12 protein-coding genes are annotated in these 20,984 nt (G+C 42.3%); 5 read left to right on the top strand and 7 right to left on the bottom strand.

Annotated elements, in window-relative coordinates:
• Nucleotides 1-128: 128 nt before the first annotated feature.
• Nucleotides 129-1,049: a proline iminopeptidase-family hydrolase gene (locus C5Z26_RS06165; RefSeq protein ID WP_105449101.1), complete on the top strand. Its 921-nt coding sequence runs from the start codon at nt 129-131 to the stop codon at nt 1,047-1,049.
• Between the two features lie 3 nt (nt 1,050-1,052).
• On the top strand, nt 1,053-2,420 hold the full coding sequence (locus C5Z26_RS06170; RefSeq protein WP_105449102.1) for an APC family permease: 1,368 nt from the start codon (nt 1,053-1,055) through the stop codon (nt 2,418-2,420).
• Between the two features lie 96 nt (nt 2,421-2,516).
• On the opposite strand, the gene C5Z26_RS06175 is transcribed toward C5Z26_RS06170, so the two are convergent.
• From C5Z26_RS06175 to C5Z26_RS06185, 3 genes are all read right to left on the bottom strand, one after another.
• On the bottom strand, nt 2,517-3,773 hold the full coding sequence (locus C5Z26_RS06175) for an MFS transporter (protein ID WP_105449103.1): 1,257 nt from the start codon (nt 3,771-3,773) through the stop codon (nt 2,517-2,519).
• Entirely contained in the window at nt 3,763-5,070 is a 1,308-nt protein-coding gene (locus C5Z26_RS06180; RefSeq protein ID WP_105449104.1) for an alkaline phosphatase family protein, read from the bottom strand. The genes C5Z26_RS06175 and C5Z26_RS06180 overlap by 11 nt, the downstream gene beginning before the upstream one ends.
• Nucleotides 5,071-5,255: 185 nt before the next feature.
• Nucleotides 5,256-6,086, bottom strand: coding sequence for an alpha/beta hydrolase (locus C5Z26_RS06185; RefSeq protein ID WP_105449105.1), 831 nt, complete (start codon nt 6,084-6,086; stop codon nt 5,256-5,258).
• A 162-nt stretch (nt 6,087-6,248) separates the two neighbouring features.
• Between C5Z26_RS06185 and C5Z26_RS06190 the strand changes: the two genes are divergently transcribed.
• A complete protein-coding gene (locus tag C5Z26_RS06190; protein WP_105449106.1) occupies nt 6,249-6,971 on the top strand; it encodes a GntR family transcriptional regulator in 723 nt (240 codons plus the stop codon).
• Between the two features lie 342 nt (nt 6,972-7,313).
• Here the strand turns inward: C5Z26_RS06190 and C5Z26_RS06195 are convergent, their stop codons facing one another.
• The 4 genes from C5Z26_RS06195 to pglZ form a co-directional block, all read right to left on the bottom strand.
• Nucleotides 7,314-10,334: a MucBP domain-containing protein gene (locus C5Z26_RS06195; RefSeq protein WP_105449107.1), complete on the bottom strand. Its 3,021-nt coding sequence runs from the start codon at nt 10,332-10,334 to the stop codon at nt 7,314-7,316.
• Nucleotides 10,335-10,971: 637 nt separating this feature from the next.
• Nucleotides 10,972-13,245, bottom strand: a complete 2,274-nt coding sequence (locus C5Z26_RS06200) for a collagen-binding domain-containing protein (protein WP_105449108.1) — start codon at nt 13,243-13,245, stop codon at nt 10,972-10,974.
• A gap of 435 nt (nt 13,246-13,680) precedes the next feature.
• Entirely contained in the window at nt 13,681-14,751 is a 1,071-nt protein-coding gene (rsgA, locus tag C5Z26_RS06205; RefSeq protein WP_105449109.1) for a ribosome small subunit-dependent GTPase A, read from the bottom strand.
• A gap of 304 nt (nt 14,752-15,055) precedes the next feature.
• The gene (gene pglZ, locus C5Z26_RS06210; RefSeq protein WP_158682810.1) at nt 15,056-17,584 is read right to left on the bottom strand and encodes a BREX-1 system phosphatase PglZ type A; all 2,529 of its coding nucleotides are present in this window, start codon (nt 17,582-17,584) and stop codon (nt 15,056-15,058) included.
• Nucleotides 17,585-17,603: 19 nt separating this feature from the next.
• On the opposite strand from pglZ, the gene pglX reads away from it, so the two are divergent.
• Nucleotides 17,604-19,484 carry a BREX-1 system adenine-specific DNA-methyltransferase PglX gene (gene pglX / locus C5Z26_RS06215; protein ID WP_158682812.1) on the top strand — a complete coding sequence of 627 codons (1,881 nt, stop codon included), beginning with the start codon at nt 17,604-17,606 and terminating at the stop codon, nt 19,482-19,484.
• Between the two features lie 396 nt (nt 19,485-19,880).
• Nucleotides 19,881-20,969 (top strand): site-specific integrase, encoded by a 1,089-nt coding sequence (locus C5Z26_RS06220; RefSeq protein WP_105449112.1) that lies wholly within the window; start codon nt 19,881-19,883, stop codon nt 20,967-20,969.
• Nucleotides 20,970-20,984: the final 15 nt, after the last annotated feature.

Consider the following 20,984-nt stretch of genomic DNA (forward strand, 5'->3'; position numbering starts at 1 on the left):
TGGTACTTTAGTTAACTAGACATATTCTTTTACCTTTTTCGTAGCTGAGATTAATATTTAATTTGAATTAGATTAAAATATGATGTATTTTTAAATCTAATAAACAATTTGACACGGAGGCTGCGGAGATGAAAAATGTAACTCGAATTTTAACATTAAAAAATGGCTATCACCTTTGGTCACATACAACTAACCTAGGTGGCAAAACTAAACTGCTGTGTCTCCATGGTGGTCCTGGTGATACTCACGAAGTTTTTGAACGTTTCGGTCCAGAACTAGCTGCCCTAGATATTGAAGTGACCATGTATGACCAGCTAGGTTCTTGGTATTCGGACACTCCTGACTGGGACGACCCTACGATTCGCGCAACCTATCTCACCGAGACCTATTACTTAAAAGAAGTCGAGGAAGTCCGCCAACTATTAGGCTACAACCGCTTTTTCCTAGCTGGACACTCTTGGGGAGGCATGCTGGCGATGACTTATGCCGCCCAACATCAGGCACAGCTACAAGGCCTCATCATCATTAGCATGATTGATAATATTCCAGATTATTTGACCCACATTCAAGCCATTCGTGCGGCCGAATTCTCACCAGCAGAGAATGCTTTCATGCTTGATATTGAGCACCGCGGACAATGGCAGAATCCACATTACCGCCACTTGATTGCCCAACTCTACCACGGTTATGTGAACCGCCGCACACCAGCGCAACTCTCACACCAGCTCGATATTCAGGCTAAGCCCGTCTATCACCATTTTCAGGGAGACAATGAATTCGTCGTAGTGGGAGATTTGGGCACTTGGGATTTTTCGGCGCAACTAAAGACCATCAAATTACCGACACTCCTATCATTTGCTGATCATGAAACCATGCCCTTAAGCACGGCTAAACGCATGCAGCAAGCGATGCCCAATGCCCGCCTGGTTGTCACGCCAGCTAGTGGTCATAATCATATGGTTGATAATCCAACCGTCTTTTTTACAAATCTAAAAAATTATTTTCTAGATTTACGTCAAGGTCAGTTTCACCCAAATAAGGAGGTCTAGTCGATGGCTGTTAATCACGTTCCTAGTAATCACGCCGCTAATTTAAGCGACTTTGGCTATCAGCAAGAGCTCGACCGCACTTTATCCGTCAAAGATTTGGTCATTTATGGCTTAATCTTCATGGTCCCCATTGCACCCATGGGGATTTACGGTTCGGTCATCGCGGCTTCGCGGGGCATGATTGCCCTAACCTATGCCATCGGGATGGTTGCGATGTTTTTCACCGCATTAAGTTATGGGCAATTATCGCAAGCCTTCCCAGTTGCCGGTTCCGTCTACACCTATGCAAAATTAGGGCTCAACCAACTCGTGGGATTTCTCTCCGGGTGGATGATTATTTTAGACTATATTTTTGTGCCAGCATTACTTTACATTATCGCAGCCAATTCACTAAAATCACTGTTACCCGCAGTGCCAACTTGGATTTGGCTACTCGTCTTTATTGCGATCAATACCCTGATTAATGTCCGTGGGATTGAATTTACAGCCATCGCCAATCGCATCTTTTTGGTGGGTGAGTTAATCGTCCTAGCCTTTTTTGTTGGCTTAGGCATTTACGGCCTATTGCATGGGGTGGGTAACGGCTTCACCCTCAAGCCGTTCTATGATGCCCGTCAATTCAACTTGAACTTTGTCATGACCGCAACTTCAGTGGCTGTTCTTAGTTTTTTAGGCTTTGATGGCATTAGCACCTTAGCTGAAGAAACGACCGGTGGTAATCGGGCCGTGGGGCGTGGCATCATGTGGTCACTCATGTTAGTCGGCGTCTTATTCATCGGCCAAACCTATCTAGCGGCATTAATCGTGCCAAACTGGCACACTTTCAGCAACCTCAATACCGCTTTTTACGTGGTTGCGGGGAAAGTGGGCGGTCCCTTTCTCACCAACCTCACAACAATTGCGACGATTCTATCGTGGGGCTTTGCGAACGCCTTAGCAGCTCAAGCAGCCATTTCACGAATTTTATTCGGGATGTCACGGGATCATAATCTCCCCGCCGTCTTAGCCAAAATCCATCCCAAATATAAGACGCCCTATGTCAGTACCTTACTTGTAGCCGGTATTTCCTTGATTGTCGGACTTAGCTTCATGAATAATAGTTCGGTATTGTCAGAAATCGTTAATTGTGGCGCTTTGACCGCCTTTTTGGTGATTCACGTGGCCGTCATTAACCACTTTCTGATTAAAGGACACTCCCATGATTACTGGCACCATCTGCTCGTGCCGGTCATCGGGTTTACGATTATTTTATTCGTCATGCTCAATCTTAATCTGCTCGCTAAAATCATCGGTGCTATTTGGCTCGTGATCGGATTAAGTTATTATGGTGGCTTACGGCTCACCCAGCATCATACTGAAATGAAACTATAACGTTGCGATAAAACAACCACTTGGACGAAAAAAACACCGCAAGAATTTTGTGAATTCCTGCGATGTTTTTTTTCGTCATTTAATTATGACAGTGAACTAACTTTTTGGCGTTGGTTGTTGACTTAGATACGGTAAAGCCATGAAAATGACTAACCCAATTAAGAATAAAATGCTTAATGAGGCCGCACCAATCGTTGATTTTCCAGTCATCTGGGTCACGATTCCTACCAAGACCGGGCCCATGACTGCGGAGAATTTCCCTAGGATATTATAAAAGCCAAAGAATTCACTCCCCGACTGTTTCGGAATTAAGCGTCCAAAGTACGACCGACTCAAGGCCTGAATACCGCCTTGGCTAGTGCCCACTAAGACAGCCAAAATCCAGAAATCAGTCGCAGTTGAAAGCCGTAACGCATAAAGACAAATCCCAAAATAAATGATAATTCCAATAAGAATTCCGGTCCGCGTCGACGTTTTACGGGCTAACCACCCATACAAAATCGAAAATGGAAACGCAACTAATTGAACAACTAGTAAAACCAGCATTAAAGTAGTCGTGGTAATCCCCATATCCATCCCAATGGACGTCGCCATCGTAAAGATCGTATCTACCCCATCAATATAGAAGAAATACGCCACTAAAAACCAGGCGGCTGCCCGATATTTTTTAATGTGTTTCAAAGTTGACCAGACGCGCTTAAAGCTGGCTGCCACTGGATGCGCATTCGCTTTTAAGGCATAGACTTGATGGACATTTTTTAATAATGGGATATAGAAGATAATCCACCAAGCGGCCGCTAACGCAAAACTCCAACGAGCCACGCCATAACTTGATAGCTGTCCAAACCCATTGGTCAATTGTAAGACCAAGAATAGGATAAAGGCCAAGACGCCGCCCAGATAGCCAAACCCATAGCCATAAGCGGATAACCGATCCATCTGATTATCCGGTGCCACATCGGTTAGGAAACTATCGTAGAATAAATTACCCCCAGAATACCCAATAATCGACAGGATATAAATCCCCAATAACCATTGCCAAGCTCCGGTCGGCATCACACTCAACCCTAAGGTCATGAGCATTCCCACCATTGAAAAAATATTAAGTAACCGTTTTTTAGCTTTCGGATAGTCTGCCAAGGCGCCGAGCACGGGCGCTAGAATAGAGACTAACAACGTCCCCAGACTATTCGCATAACCCCAATAGGCAGTTGCATTAGCTGGGGTGACGCCACTACTTTGCGCGACCGCTTTAAAATAAACCGGCAACACCGCCGTCGTCACAATAATCCCATAGCCAGAGTTGGCCCAATCATAAAAGATCCAACTCCACTGCTGCTTATTAAACTTCATCCAAGCCCTCCTTAAAAATGCCATCTAAACATTTACCAGGGAGCGACTCGTTAAAATGTAACCCTAATAATCGGGCAAACGTCGGCGCCTCATCAACTAAGTTCGCTTGTTCAATCGTCACCCCAGCCTTGACTGCCGGACCGTTCAACACCAAGGTTGTCTGATAATCAGGCTTCGTTGGGTCATACCCATGAACACCATGATAACGATCTGGTTGACCTAACGTCGCTGGATGGACCGGTTCAACTACTGCTGGTCGCCGGCTCTCATCCGTAAAGTAATACCCGGCTTCAGCTTCTACCATGAAGGTACACGTAGGGTCAGCCCCTCTTTGTGCAGCCTGTTTGCCATCAATAATCGTTTCCACGCCAGTAACTTGACTAATCAGGGCTTTTAACCGCGCTAAATCATCAAAATCGCGCGTATAAATATAAGTCGCCCCATCAGCGGTCTTCGCCATGACGGACCAATCATCTTCAAAGGTCTGGTCAGGCCGCGGGGTTAACCACCCCTGTTGTGCAAATAACGTATTCAGATGAATCATCTGATCAACATTAATCTGATAATGATCTCCTAAAATCGCAAAGTTCGTATCCGCAAACGTGCCCGCAGCTTTAGTGGCTTGAATTAATTGACCAACATGGGCGTCTAACCGCCGTAAGGCCGCCATGGCTTCCTTAGAACGGACCCCATAGCGATGCCGCATACTGTCCATATCGACTAAATGAATTAACGTCAGCTTGGGCTGCTTATGTGTGATCGTATCCACTGCACATGCCGTAATAAACTCATCTAGTTGGGGCTGTTTAATGCCATGCCGCAAATGACCATAACGATGGTTCATTTGTAATAAAAATAATGGTGAACTCGCCTTTAAGGAGACTAAAACTTGGTTAGTCCAGATGCGATTTGGAAAAATTTCCGCTAAATTGTATGTAATTTTACTACCAGCCGTCACTGGCCATAAAAAAGCGGCCGTGGTCATTTTCTTTTGTCGCGCTAAATCATACAAAGTCGGGACTTTTACATCTTTTTGATACCAATACCAGTCTGGTGACCGCCGTTGTGGTTGTAACTTGGTATTGTTCACAATCCCATGTGTGCTTGGATATTGACCCGTAATGATTGTTGTATGTGATGGATAGGTCAACGTTGGATAAATCCCCGTCACAGCTTTAACCCAAGCGCCACCCGTCATTAATTGATTTAGAACTGGTAATTCTGCTTGATGCTCGCGGAGGTCGCGAAAGCCCAACGCATCTAACGAGATTACCACTAAATGCTGATTTGTTGCCATGTTTACCGCCCCTTTGTAACGTTTTAATACTTGAAATTATACCGCAGAATAGCCACCGGTGTCAGCCAATTCTAAGTCAAACTGGGTTTAACTAAGCAAAAGGTGGCGCGTTAGTCACCGCCAATCGCCCCCCCTTTTTGCCGCAAAAAAGCGTTTGGAGACAGCCCAAACGCCAGTTGCTTCATTTAAATTTCGTCTGCCAAAAACCCTTGTCGCTGTAGCCATCGTACTGCCAATGGTACCCAATGGGCCGCTTGGTCGTCTAAATATTTCGCTTTGTGCGGTTTTTTCGTCACGTGGTTCGCTAAAGCCAGACCATGAATACCACTGCCAAAAAGATGGTATTCAGTTGCAACGCCCGCTTGTAACAACGCTTGAACATACTGAATTGAATTTAGTGCTGGGACTAACGCATCCGTGGCCGTTTGCCAAACAAAGGCCGGCTTCGTGGCGGCCGTAACTAACTTTTGTGCGGCCCATAAGGTTTGATCTGGCGTTATTTTTTGGCGCTCCGCCGCCGTGGCTGGAAAACCAGCCGTCAAATCAATTACCGGATACCCTAGAATAACCGCCGCATGGTGCCCCGTATATTGATCTAACTGATAGCGCGCTCGTAAGGTTGGCGTTGTTGCCACCCCATTGAATGCCGCTACTACCTGACCGCCCGCTGAAAATCCCGTTAAAATAATTCGCTCAGGATCAACGTGGTGTGCTTGGGCCTGACTAGTGACCCAGGCAATCGTCTGGGCGACTTGCTGTAGGGCTCGCGGATAAACGGCCGTCGTCGCCGTGGCTAATTGATACTCTAAAACCACCGTATGCATGCCTTCTGCCATAAACCGGGTGGCAATTGGTGCCTCCTCACGTCCCGAATGAAACGTAAAACCACCACCGGGACAAATAATCATCACCGGATAAGCTACCGGTGTGTCAAAATCAGTAATTTGGTCTAACCAAGTTGCCGTCACTTGAAATGGCTGACCATCACTCATTAAAGTATGTTGTTCGACTTGCATCCTTTTCCCTCCTAGTCTTGATTACGCTTACATTATAATGACAATTCTAACTGGCTGTCAATTTTTGTTCGAATAAATATTTAAATTTGTTCGGATATTTATTTAAAAAAGCTTATTTTTTGTTATAATGAAACTAATAATTAACTTCATGAAGGTGACATCTTGACTAAAAATACTTTTGAAACAATCTATCAAACATTGAAAGACCGCATTTTACAAGGAACCTATAGCATTAAAATGCGACTCCCCATCGAAGACGACTTAATCACTGAATTCGATAGTAGTCGCTACGCCGTCCGCAAAGCCATCAAAAAACTTGCTGATGAAGGCTTGGTTTATAGCGTCAAAGGACGCGGCGTCGTCTTATTAGAACATACCTCACAAACACAACAGTTCAATCTTAGTTTGGGAAAATTAACCGGCATTCAGGCCATCAACGCTGACCGTCACTTAGACTACCAAACCAAATTAGTGAGCTTCAAACAAATCATCGTTGATCAAACTTTAAGCCGGCAGACCGCTTTTGAAGTTGGCATTCCCGTCTATGCCATTCAACGGGTTCGCCAATTCAACGGGACCGCTGCCGTCATTGACTTGAACTATTTCAATGCGCAATTAACCCCCGGGATTACCGCTGAGATTGCGCAAGCTTCCATCTATGACTACTTACAAAATGAGCTAAAAATCAAAATTGCTGTCGTTAAACGCATGTTGCGCGTCGATACGGCCCTGGCTATTGATTTTGACCAACTTGCTTTAGGAACCAATAATTGTGTCGGCAATATGATTAGCATTGGTTTTAATGATGCTGGCCGTCAATTTGAATATACAGAATCTCACTTCATTCCAAACGAATTTGTGTTCACACAACTCATTCGTAATTAAACTTTACCAACGGTTTCAAGCTAAGTTGCCATTTGAGCAACTTAGCTTTTTTTGCGTCAAACCGGGCTATTTCACACCTGATTGAAGTGCCACAACAAATCATTCTGATTAATTCATATTATTTTGGCTTATATGTTCGAATAAATATTGACTATTTAGTTTAACCGGCTATAATTATTATTATAAAAGCTAATGGGGGTTAGCTTTTGTACCACACAATCAACCTGATTGTGGGTATGATCGGGGACCAAAGAATTAGGGCTGGTCAAGGGAGTTTAACAACAATAAAAATGGTCGCTAGATAGCGCGTATCTAGTGACTATTTTTATGCCATCGGCGTATTTAGTGACGCCGACGACGCTTAACAATCCCGAAACGTCCTAGGAATCCAGTTAACGCTAGCAAACTCAACCCCAACCACTGCAACGCCGGTTGATGGGCATCACTCGTTTGCGGTAATTTGGACTTTGCGGTCACCACTGGCGTTAATTTCACCAGTGGTGCCGCCGTTGCAATCGCCACTTTAGGTTCAACCGTTGCAGTTGGCGTTCCCGTTGCCGCTACCTTAACGGGAACATAACTGAAGACCCGTTGTTGCGGTTGGCTCGTATACTGACCGGTTATGATTGGCGCCATGCCAGCAACCAACTGATACCCTTTAAATTTAGGTGCTGCAGCCTGATACATCGTAGTCGTCGGTCCGGTCAACGTTTGACTTGGCCGTAATGTTTGGGTCGTCCCCGCTACTTGATAGCCAACCGTCACTTGACCAGTAGTGGTTGGTACCGGTTGAGTAGCTGGTTGATAAGTGACCGTCAATGCAACATTTGGACTAGTGCTATCAATTGGAACGGCAGCAACTTGTGGTAATTCAGCTTGATAATGACTGACTGCCGGTGACACTTGCGCTGAAAATACAACTGGCGCCATTTGAGCTACCCAATCGCTATATGTCACGGCGCCGGTAACTTGATCAACTTGCGCCTGCCGTGTAAATGTCACTACTTGCGTAACAGTTGGTGCTGCTAACCGGCCATCGGGATACTGGTATTTAACGGTTTCAGTGATTGAACGCTGCAACGTCAGATTAGCCGGTAATTGATCGCCCGCTTGGAATGTTTTCACCTGATGCGCTAAAGCAATTAAGTAATTCCCCGTCGCCGTTGGTTGCGCATAAATATCACCATTCGTCGGATAATCACTAGCCACTAACCGATAACCAGCTGCCGTATAAGCCTGAATGCTTGTCGTTGGTCGGTAACTTGCTTGACTTTGGTAAGGCCCGGTCAACGTGGTTGTCTTTAAGACTTGACCAGTGGTCGTGTCAACATATTGAACCGTACGTTGCACGGGGATTCCTTGATATTGATAGGTGATCGTCCCTGCTGGCAATGCTAACGTCCCACTAGCTGGTGCACTATTAGCCGCTAACGTTGCAGCCGTATAATTCGTAAGCTTTAGTGGCGCACTGGTATACGCATCGCCAACATTGCCATGAATCGTCGTCGCTGGCGCAATGGGTAACCCTGCCGCATTCACATAGCTAACCGTTAAGCCCCCGGCAACCACCGGTGTTAACCGATAACTAAACGTTAACAGCTGAGGATTCTGGGTATAACTTCCGGTTGGCGAACTGGTGTCATCCGGCACCAATGTATAATGTGGCACCACCGTATTCGCAGTAAAATTATAAGCTTCACCAATTGTTTTGCCAGGAATCACGGTGGTTGGTTGAATCAGCTTATCCGTATCAACGTCGACATATTGAATCGCAACTTGGGGCGCCTTTTGCCAGTATGCCGCTTGATAAATCATACTATCGTAGCGGAACGTAATATTATTTGGATAGTTAATGTTAATATAATCGGCACGATTTCCGAGTGTGTTGGCAATCCCACGAAACCCATATGCAAACCAATTAGCATTAGGAACGGCGGGATAAGCCGTTGGAATCTCGAAAAGACCATTTCCTAAATTAGTTAATGGTGTTTCAGTCACTGGGGTTGCGCCATTATTCCAAGTATTTTCATATCGATCAGCTAATGCTTCACCTTGAAAACCAGTGATTGGTGTTGCCTGGAAACGTCCCGGTTGCCCAATCACAAAGTTAACCTGAATGGGCACATTCAACCGTTGCCCAATCGCAACGACATAGGCCATCTTAGTGAATTTGCCTAGTGATGAAAAATCTGATAATGAATTATCATTAAGATTGAATGATTTATAAGTTGAATTTTCATCAATTTTAGTTAACCACGGTGCGATCTGGGCCAATTGGGCATTCGTCATCCCATCTGGATTATTCTGATAATCATGAGTGGCCGCTACAGTCGATCCAATTAATTGCACCTCATTAATAGCACTAGGATCAATTTGTTCTAGCGGTGCTAAGTTAACAGCTGCCATATCATGCACCATGATTGTTACTTCGCTAAAATGATCATCAATTAGCGGTGTTAAATCAATATTAGGTGTATTATATTGCGTCACGAGTCTAATCAGTGCCGTACTTGGCAAATAGCGTAGATACTGCATGCCAGCTAATGAGCCAGTCACTATTAACGTATCATTATCGGTCCCGATTGCTAATGTCGTCCCTTTAAAATTACGGATATCGCCTACCGTAATTGGTCCGGTAACTCCTAATCCAGTCTGAACAGCTTGTTCAATTCCAGGATCGTTGAACGTGACTACGGTCGCATCAGGCACCGCAGTCGTCGCACTACTGGTAGCTGTCGCATCAGCGCTAGTGGCATTGCTGGTTGCGGCGGTACTATTAGTCATCGTGGTTGTGGCACTAGTCGTTAAACTACTGGTCGCCGTGGACGTCGGTGCACTAACTGGTGCCATAGTTGCAGTCGTCGTCAAGCTACTCGTTGCGGCGGTACTGCTAGCCAAAGTAGCCGTCGCATGGGTCGTCAGACTACTCGTTGTCGCTGAAGTGGTCGGACTGGCTGCTGAAGTGGCACTCGTGGTCAGACTGGTTGCACTTGTCGCACTAGTTGTTGTGGTAGCTGTCGTCTTAGCGGCTGAACCAGCACTCGTTGTGGCACCGCTAGTACTCGTTGACGAACTAGTGGCATCACTGGCGACAGTCGATGTCGCTGTTGACGCTGGTTGACTAGCGGCACTCGTTGTTGGCGCCTGCACCTCAACCTTGGCACTGGTTGTCAAACTAGTTGGCGCAACGGTAGCCGTCGTTGTGGTCGCCGCCTTAGCACTGACAGGTTGCATTAAACTAGTCGTACTTAAAAAAGCCCCGCCAGCTAAAACAATGATGACTGTGCACCACTGCTTTCCAGTTTTATACATTCGATAATGAGTTTGCACTTTTTGAAAGCGTTCTAATTGTTTGATTCGCATTCGCAAACTCGCCCCTTTCTCAAAACCTAATTCATCGTCTGTTGCCCTACTTTAATCTAAAACTCAATCCCCTAATCACTTACTTTCACCCCTTAGGTTTACCATGGTCTTGTGGTAGATACAACGCCGCGACGACAACTTTCACCACCAATCTGATTTAATCAGGGCCGATGTTGTTAGGAAAACTTCTTAAGCAACTAAGTTAGTTTATAATTAATTTCATACTGAAAATATGATTAGTTTAGCAATGCCGTAACCGATACCATTCGTGTCATAATTCATTTAATATCGCTTTAAATCAACTGTCACAAGCCCCATAGCAACTAGCAAAAAACATGCTGGTTAGTTGTTCAGCTTCAAAAGTCGATCTAACTAACACCTTATTAAACTTATTAAATAAGTCTAATAATCAAACTAAATCATTTATTTTATGCTTAGCTGGTGAATTCATCCCATAATAATTGCTGATTAGCCAGGTTTTCCCTATACTATTACTCATAAGCCAGCCATTTTATAATCAATATTTGTTAAGAATGGCTTTCGCTTAGCCGACATGAAGGTCAAGGAGTTAACTTTGGGGATAACTAAAACAAGCTCGGGCCAATTGGCTCAAGCTTGTTTTAGTTCTAAGATTTATTTAATTACGATGATGCCATAGTGCGACACTACTTAATAGTATTGCACCAATCATGCCAAGGATGGTGACCCATTGTGATTGGTTTTCGTTAGTTTGCGGTAACTGCGGTCCATTCACCGCTTGCATCGCGGTCACAACCCGGGCTCGTAAAGCAACCAGTCGTTTTAACATCGCTACTCGCGTTGCCGACTGCGATTGCGTTTGGGCTTGCTTAATTAATTGATCAATCTTCGCTAACAATACGGTCTCATCAGTCAGTTGATCTGCTTGGGGTTCAACTAAAATATTTTCAAACTCAGTTGCTAATTCGGCCTCAACTGTTGGGGTCAAAATCGTGACATCTTCTAATTCGGCAGCTTCCTCATCCACCGCTGCTGCAGCATTCTCTTCCGTCGTGGTTTCAGATGTTGGCCCTTCATCAACATCATCTGGTTCAGAATCAGTTGCCGGTAATTCCACGTCAATCATTGGTGGCACGGCTGTTTCATAGTCTGGTTCCTCTGGTTCAACCGGTGGTAATTCCACGTCAATCATTGGTGGCACAGCTGTTTCATAGTCTGGTTCCTCTGGTTCAACCGGTGGTAACTCGGTATCGATAATTGGCGGCACTGGTTTCTCGTAATCCGGGGTTTCTGGTTCAACCGTCGGCAGGTCAACATCAATCGTTGGTGGCACCGGTTTCTCGTAATCCGGAGTTTCTGGTTCAACCGTTGGCAGGTCAACATCAATTGTTGGTGGCACTGGTTTCTCGTAATCTGGATGATCAGGGTCATTTTCATTATCGGTATTATCTTGTAAATCCCACCGATGAGTTTCAGCGTTTACGACGACCTGATTGGCAATTATGTTCCCATCTAGATTTTGATTAGCGACAATTTCGGCCATCGGTGCTAACACGCTGCCTTGGAATGGACGATCAATTGAAATCATCTCCGTAACTAAGTGGTCACTAGCCGTGTCATCGTGAAAGTTCCACAACAAGTGATTATCCCCAAAGTCTTCAGTTTCCTGATTATTGCGATCAGTGCCATCATCATAAATCACTTTAATCTGTGAATTAACATGATATTCAGCAGTCCCACCGGTCGCCACATTAATGAGCACCGTCTGCCCATCTTTATCCGCTGACAATCCCGTAATCGTTAGCGGTGTACTCGTTGTCAATACTTCTGCCGCTAGATTAATGACAATCTTGCCATCAGCATCTGGTGCAATGTCACTGACATCAATCACCCGCTGATTATGATCTGAAAAATCAGCATTCGTATAAGTCGCTACCGGTGATTGTTCACCAAGCTGAACATTCAACGCTGCTAGCTTGGCAAATTCTTCGTCAAAATCAATATAAACATTTCCCGTCTTGTCTTGATAAACTTCTTTAGCGAGCAAATGATCAATATCGACCCCATTCACCTTAGGCCGATTGGGATTGCTTACATCAACGTCAACATTTTCACCAAAAATCACTTTATTCTCCCGCGTGTCACCGGCCGAGACGAAGGAGCTATTCGCAATCGTTGTGATATTTTGAATATATGAAATATCTTTATCTAATAATTCTTCAATGATACTCGTCCCAAAATTAACGTTCCCCGATAGATTGGCGACGGCAATATTCCCATTAGTATGCGCATTTAATTCAGCTTCACGCGCAAAGACATGAAACTGCGAAGCAACACCCAATAAATTATGTAAATCTGGATAGTCATCGGTCACCGTCCCCCCGGACTGAACAGCATCATTGGCTACCGGTGTGACTGTCGTTTTAGTCGCTGGTAACGCTGACGCAGTAGTCACGGACTGATGACTCGCCGCTACAACTGCACTAGCGCTACTAACTGACATACTGCTAGCACTGGTCGCAACACTACTGGTGGCTTGGCTAGCTACTGGACTAGTGGCCGACGACGAAACTGAAGTAGTTATTGCACGACTACTAGTGGCTGAACTTGCGCTCGTTGTTGTTGGTTGGCTGGCACTGGTCAGACTTGTCTGACTGGTTGCACTCGTTGCGCTTACTGAACTCGCACTTGAACTGGCAACGCTACTGGTGCTCACACTGGCCTTGGTACTCGAATCACTAGCAACGGCAGTTGGCGCCGCCACGGCCGTCTTAGTCGTCGCAGTTATCGTACTAGTTGCAGTCGCCTGACTAGTCATTGTGTCAGCATTAGCAGTAACCGCCATTCCACTTAATCCAGCAATCACAGCACATGTAAAAACCCAGCGACGACCAATTTTATACATCTTAAAATGCGTTTGTTTACTTTCCATCCTTTTTCACCCAAAATTCTACTTTTATTGTGTAAATATCTTTCAACCTAACATCATTTTCACGCTTTTCTCAAAAACAATCAAGCCGCTCAGATAACTTCATTCAGATAAAACGATTATTTTTTATTAACCGTAAAGGCAACAGTCCCAACGATTTAGGCTGTTCATTACTAGTCGTAATTAATCATCATAACACTATAGTTATCGACGACTGATAATTCAGCAACAGGGTGTTTTCAAAATAGTTTTCAACAAAAAAAGCCGATGGTCGCGTCCATCGACTTTCAAACTATTCTAGGTGGTAACGTCAAGTTCACCTGACTCTTAAGCGTTAGTACTCTGACTAACTTACCCGAAACAAGTGCCTGTTACCCTGATGCAAATTCAGTGTAACAGCTGAAACGCTTTTCTAGTCAAGCAAAAATTTAACTTTGTTTACTTATTCTTTTTAAACTGGCGCACCATTTGTTTCATTTCACGCTTACTCCCAAACATCCGCTTAATTTTCTGGGCTTCCATTTGGCGAGAATTAAGTCCTTCATAGGCCATTTCACGTTGTAACTTTTGATAACTGTTGAATCTGGCCGACGTTATATCGCCCGCTGTTATCGCCGCCTGAACTGCACAGCCCGGTTCGTTAGTATGGGTACAATTGCGGAATTTGCATTGCGCCGCCAACGTCGTAATGTCTTCAAAAGTCTTCGCTAAGTCACCGGTGTACAATTGCAATTCCCGCATGCCCGGTGTATCAATCACCATTCCACCAGTCGGTAATAATAATAATTGTCGGGCAGTCGTCGCATGCCGCCCCTTATCATCATCTGCTCGAATCGTCTTAGTTGCCAAGCGGTCCTGACCTAATAGCCGATTAATCAGCGTTGATTTTCCCACTCCCGATGACCCGACTAACGCTACCGTTTGACCGGCGCCCAGATAGGCTCGAATCTCAGTTTCCCCAACCTCAGTTGTCGCTGAATAAGGAATAACGTCAACGCCCATGCTAACTTCAGCCAACTCAGCTAATTTTGCTGCTAGATCCGTGCATAAATCAGCTTTGGTTAGGACAATCACCGGAGTTGCCCCACTATCCCACGCCATTGTTAAGTAGCGCTCAACGCGCCGAACATTAAAATCAGCGTTCAATGACATACAAATAAAAATCGTGTCGAGATTCGCCGCAATTAACTGGCCCTGTGACGTATTGCCAACCGCCATCCGCGCTAAGACACTTTTTCGTGGTAAAACTTGATTAATCATGGCAACATCTGGCGCAACGGTGCCCGCATCAATCAGCACCCAATCGCCAACGGCTGGAAGCTCGGTAACATCCGCCGTCTGATAAGTGAAACGGCCGGTCACTTTAGCATACAATTCACCGGTTGCACTCATCAGTTGATACAACTCACGATGTTGCGCTGTCACCCGAGCGATTACTTGCTGAGGTGCTTGCTCAGCAGTGGCTTTCAAACGTGACGTTAACCCATATTGGCTTAAATTAATTTTCAATTTTCTAAAATCCTTTCGTAAGTCCGGCACCCTTTTGCTTACGATAAAAAAGCACAGTTACCCACTGTACTTCAAAATGAACCGATTAAAAGCGGCTGCCATTCATCAGTCATTTATCTGGCCTTAGGGTACACTAAACAAAGCAGGCATTATCCTACTTTTTTCGTATAAACTAATTACCTGATTAAACGGCCGACATAATGACACCCCTTATGATTTAGTTCTTAAAAATTAACATGAATTTTAAAGCTTGTCAATTGTCGTTTTAGCCAACTAACACGGACTAATTACTAATTACTGATTTTTAAATATCATCAGGATTCACAAGATCCATAGTATATTGCAACTTACTTATAGAATGATCTGTTAAATTTTCAATCACTAAATAATAAACTGAATTACGATTATAAACCTGATCAATTAACGTACTGCGAACAGTTTGAATTCGTTCACCAATTGCCTTTTTTTCGCTGTTAGCGTTAACCACTAATTGACCTGAAATTTGGTGATCCTGATCATCCACAAAATATAACTTATAACTAGTTGGAACGACAGTGGCGCTAATTGGTTCAGGCTGCATAATACTTAAGGGTACTTCTAATGACGTTATACGCCGTTTAGTATTCACTAACTGTAACTCCGCCATTTGTGCATTAGATTTGTCACTACTTGTTCGAATTTCCAACAATGGTACCAGCATTTCTTGTAATGAAGACCCTCCATGGACATAATTATCTCCACCGTTGGCCCGAAATACATTCGCCGTTGTTGGATAATAAACATAACGTTCATCTTCATTATTTAGCACTGTAGCTAGTGATTGCCGATTAATACCAGGTTCTTTAACCTCACGCTTTGTAATTAAATAGCGTGGCGCTTTCCAATCGGCATCATCAGTAGGTAATTCGATCTTATCTACTGCCTTTAACTTCTCATCCCGATATAAATAGCCATGATCAGCTGTGATGTAAAGATGGGCAATACTAGCACTCCGCAAACGATTTACAAACCCACGCAATTCATTAATAGCTTCATTAGCGGCAGCAAAGGTTTCGTCTTCAGTTCCCTGATTCTCTGCAGTTGTATCAATTTGATTATGATAAATATAAATAACATCCTGACCAGCAAATGCCGTTCGTAATTCATCTCTAGTCTTACTCTTCAACTCTTTGAATCGGTAAGCTACACTACGTGGATTAGCTTGCTGTAAAATCAACTGTCGTTTTTTTACATTATCAGCTTCCATACCGTCAACAGCAACACGCCGTGTATTAGTCTGCAATGCCAACTGCCTATGTGGTAATAGTGCTGACATCCCCATATAAGTTACTGATGGTAAACCCGTCACCAAATAATGCATGTTTAACTCATTGATTTGATCATCTAACGAAAATTGATTTTGTAACTCTTTAGCAACTTCAAATCTTAAAGAATCCGAAATGATAACCACAATACGATTATTTTCCATCCCAACATATTGTTTATAAAAATTACGTTGCAAGACTTTGGGTGCAAGTTCTTGATAGTTAAAGTTTCGATTCCACGTGACCGCGTATGTTGACAGATAATCCACATACCAGGCCTCCACTAAATTCTTTACAGGCTGAAAGTCCTCCGGAAAACCAGCCTGTTGGTATTCATAAACAAAATGGCGGTAATCCGTATCTACCAAATAACCTGCTTCTAAGTAATCATTAATTAAACTACTCATATTGTCAGCTGGAGAAGTCCCTACCATTTTTTTTAGCCACCACGCATTACACATCATTTGGTATAAATGATTAAAGTAAGGCGTTTGTCCATAATGTGTCGTTTCTCGCTGCTTAGTTAACTGATCAATTTCAACGCCATTAACAGTCACATCACTAATATCTAATTTCAGTTGCGTCTGAATCCACAGCAGTATTCGTTTATCAAATTGCTTAAAAACATCTGCTCTTGCAATATCATCAATTTCTAACTGCCTAAATAGCTGTTTTTGATCAATAACTTGCCAGACAGCCGCTGCCACTTGTGCAAAGCTATCTTGATTATCTACTTTTTCACTAGCACTAAATTGTTGCATAAAGGTTTGTACATTAGCAATTTTTCGATCCAGATTCCATTGTTGAACTTTAGCTGGGACTTTTAAGTCCATCTGTCTGAAAGCCATCGTGACGTACAATGCCGTACTCAAATCCAACACTTGAGTTTCGTTGGGATCACTTTCAAAATTAAATTGTTGATGCACCTTGTCCCAAAATTCAGATAAAACGCCATATTTTTTAAATTCATTTAGGTATTTATTATTTACTAAATCGGCTTTTAAAATTGCCTTTAATACACCAAAAAAATCCACTAACGGTTGGTCTAATCGTGTAATCGTCGCCATAATGGCTACAGCAGGTTGACTATGGTAACTATCAATATCAAATTTAGCAAATCGTGCTCGTCGAACTTTATTAGCAAAGAAGGTCTTATGATCTTTTAAAAATCGATGTAAATTAGTCGGTAAGCCTAATTCTTGACGCAAAATTTCTTGAGCATCTGCTTTGAACGTTACCGAATACAACACCATATCACGTAAATGATTTTCTTCTATCGGTGGCTGCGGCTGTGGAGAATAAACTAAGAACTTCTCACTTTGATCTGCATTTAAAAGTCGTAGTTTAGTCTCTAATTGGTGCCCTGACATTAATTCAATAACGATTGCAACATCTGCCAGTGCTGTCGTTAATTCTGAAATACTATCTTTAAATCCGCCGTCATCATCATACCAAAAAACAATTTGATGCCCGTCAGAAAAATCGTTTTTTAATGTTGTAACTACTTGTTTAATGTCCATATCAGCCATTAAAAATACCTCTTTTCCCATGAATCCTTACGTATATCATACCCTATCAACCTTAAAATCTCACATTATAAAAAAATTATTATTGTTCACTCCAAACTATCATGATGGCGTTATTCAGCAATTAATCACGACTATTCCAGTAGCTGATTTTGATGTTGCGCAAGGCGGGCAAGTTGAAATTATTGGTTGGTTGTATCAGTACTATAATACGGAACCTAAGGATTTAGCTTTCAAAAAGAAAAAATACGCTAAAACTGATATTCCAGCTGTAACACAGTTATTTACCCCAGATTGGATTGTAAAATATATGGTTCAAAATTCACTGGGCAGATATTGGATAGATGTCTTAAAATCTAAAGGCGATACTCGAAATGAACATGCGATTGCAAACGCCTATGGTTGGCAATACTATATGCCAGCCGCGGATCAGTCTGCGGCGAGCACAATCAAAATCAATTCTGAACAAAATGACCTGAGCAACGTAGAAATAGAAGACATAACCTTGATTGATGCTGCAACTGGATCAGGTCATATTCTGGTGTATGCATTTGATGTGTTTATGCAGTTTTATGAAAATGAGGGGTTTTCGAAACGAGAAGCAGCTCAATTAATTATTAAAAAAAATATTTTTGGCTTTGATATTGACACACGTGCGTTTCAGCTAACTTATTTTTCACTAGTCATGAAGGCCCGGGAGTTTGATCGTCGTTTCTTAAATAGTGATGTTCAACCTAAGGTCTTCGATATTCCAGAAACAGCAGATCTTTCAAGTGCTGATTTTCATGAACTGATTAAAAATTCCATTGAAAAAAAGGAACTTGATGAATTATTAGCACCATTTCAATATGGTAATAATTACGGTTCATTAATCCATTTTAAGTCTCAACCAAATTGGAAAATTTTGGATAGGATTGCAACTGAGCAAGTTGGTGATACTCAACTATCGTTTGATAGCATTAACTTAGAATATAACCAAGCAAAATTATCAAGGGTTATCAAAATTGCTAAATTACTCAATCAGGAATTCACAGTTGGTGTAATGAATCCCCCCTATATGGGGTCTAGCAAAATGAACTTGATTTTAAAAAAATACGTTGAATCTAACTTTCCCGATAGCAAATCCGATTTATTCGCAGCTTTTATGGAACGACTGAGAATGTTTGTCTCTCCTCAAGGATATTATTCAATGATTACACAACACGCTTGGATGTTTTTATCCAGCTATGAAAAATTAAGAAAATCGCTACGTCATGATACGTTCATTAATATGGCTCATTTAGGAACACGTGCTTTTGAAGAGATTGGTGGTGAAGTTGTTCAATCCACTACTTTTGTTCTTAAAAAACAAGAAAACATCAATTATGTTGGTACTTACGAACGCTTAGTTGATTTTGATTCTCAATCAAAAAAGGAAACTGCCTATTTAGAAGCAGTTAAAGATAATGGCGTAAATTATCTTTATCGAACTAATCAAGCGAACTTTAGTAAGATTCCTGGGAATCCGATTGCTTACTGGGCAAGTGACAATTTAATTCATGATTTTGAAATAGGTACGCCAATGGATGATCTGGTAGATGCGCGACAGGGATTAGCAACAGCGGATAATAAACGTTTTTTACGTATGTGGTATGAAGTTGCTAATCAGCGTATCAGTTTCCACTCTAAATCCATCGATGAATCGATTCAGTCAAACAAAAAATGGTTTCCATGCAATAAAGGAGGCGCCTATCGAAAATGGTATGGTAATTATGACTATGTGGTGAATTGGGAAAACGATGGTTATGAAATTAGAAATTTCAACTGGCCTAATGGCAAACAGAGATCAGTAATACGCAATCCAAGTTATTACTTCCGTGAAGCGATAACTTGGTCAGATATTACTAGTGGTACTTTAGTATGAGATATAGAGAATTAGGAAGTATTTCGGACCATAAGGGAATGTCGGCATTTACGGTAGATCACAAGATGTTAATTTATATTTTATCATTAATCAACACACTATTGGAAATTATATTTTAATTGCTAAATCCTACAATTTCACTAGAGTTGGCGATTTAATAGCATTTCCGGTTATCATAAATAATGATGTCGAAATTCGTAGTCAAACATTATCTAGATTGTCGATTACCACATCAAAAATGGATTGGGATTCATTTGAAACATCTTGGGATTTCACTCGTCATCCACTCTCAGCGCACATCGCTGATGATAACCTATCAATATGGTATTATTTATTGGTATTGACCAATTCACGTGCCAAAAATGTGCCAATATTTCAATCTAGGGGGCTCAAATAATGGTTAGTTATCAAAAACGAGGCAATGTTTGGCAATATGAAATTTCATATAAAGACAACGATGGCAAGTACAAAAAGCTTAGGAAGTCCGGTTTCACGCTAAAATCAGACGCAATTCTAGCTGCTAGCCAGATTCAATCTGAACACCCAAATCTCAAAACTGCCAAATCTGGTAGTGAAACTCTAGTTAATTACTATGAAAGGTGGATTAAGACGTATAAGTTTAATGCCGTATCACCCATCACTTACAATAAATATCAGAACACTGCTAAACATGCACATCATCTTTTCGGTAATTTGAAACTAAAAGATCTAACTAAACTTATTTATCAAGAAAGTTTAAATACATTCGCTGAAACTCATGCTCGCAGAACAGTGTCTTGCTTGCACAAACAGTTACGTGCTTGTATTCTTGAAGCCTTAGACGAACGAATCATAACAGTTGACCCTACTAGAAAAGCAGTGGTTACTGGTCACACGCTTCCTAAAACTGCCAGAACACTGAATTACAATGATTGGTCCACTTTGCTTAGCCATCTTAATACCGATAATATTGCAGAATTAACAATCTATCTCGCCGCCGTAACTGGCATGCGCTACGCAGAAATCGTTGGGTTAACACCAGCTGATATCAATCTAATAATGGGTACCATTAATATTGACAAAACATGGGATTATAAATATAAAACTGGTTTTATGAAAACAAAAACTAGTGCGTCTATTCGAAAAATAGCTATTGATCAAAATACAATTGTAAAGCTACATCATTTCATGTTAGTACATGATTTATCACCAGAACGACCTTTATTCATGAATAGTAAAGGTCATATTCTAGTAAGTGCTGAAATTAACACCATCTTAACTAATAAATTAGCGCTTCTTAACATACCTAGAATTACGTTCCACGGTCTACGACACACTCACGCATCAATTCTGCTCTATAAGGGTGTAAGTGTTCTTTCAGTTTCTAGAAGACTTGGACACAGTAACATCACAACTACTCAATCAACCTATTTGCATATCATTAAAGAATTGGAATCTCAAGATAACAATAAGATTATATCCATTTTAAGTGACGCATTTAAATAATTGGCACTTCTTTGG

The organism is Lactobacillus sp. CBA3606 (assembly GCF_002970935.1).
Classification (GTDB): domain Bacteria; phylum Bacillota; class Bacilli; order Lactobacillales; family Lactobacillaceae; genus Lactiplantibacillus.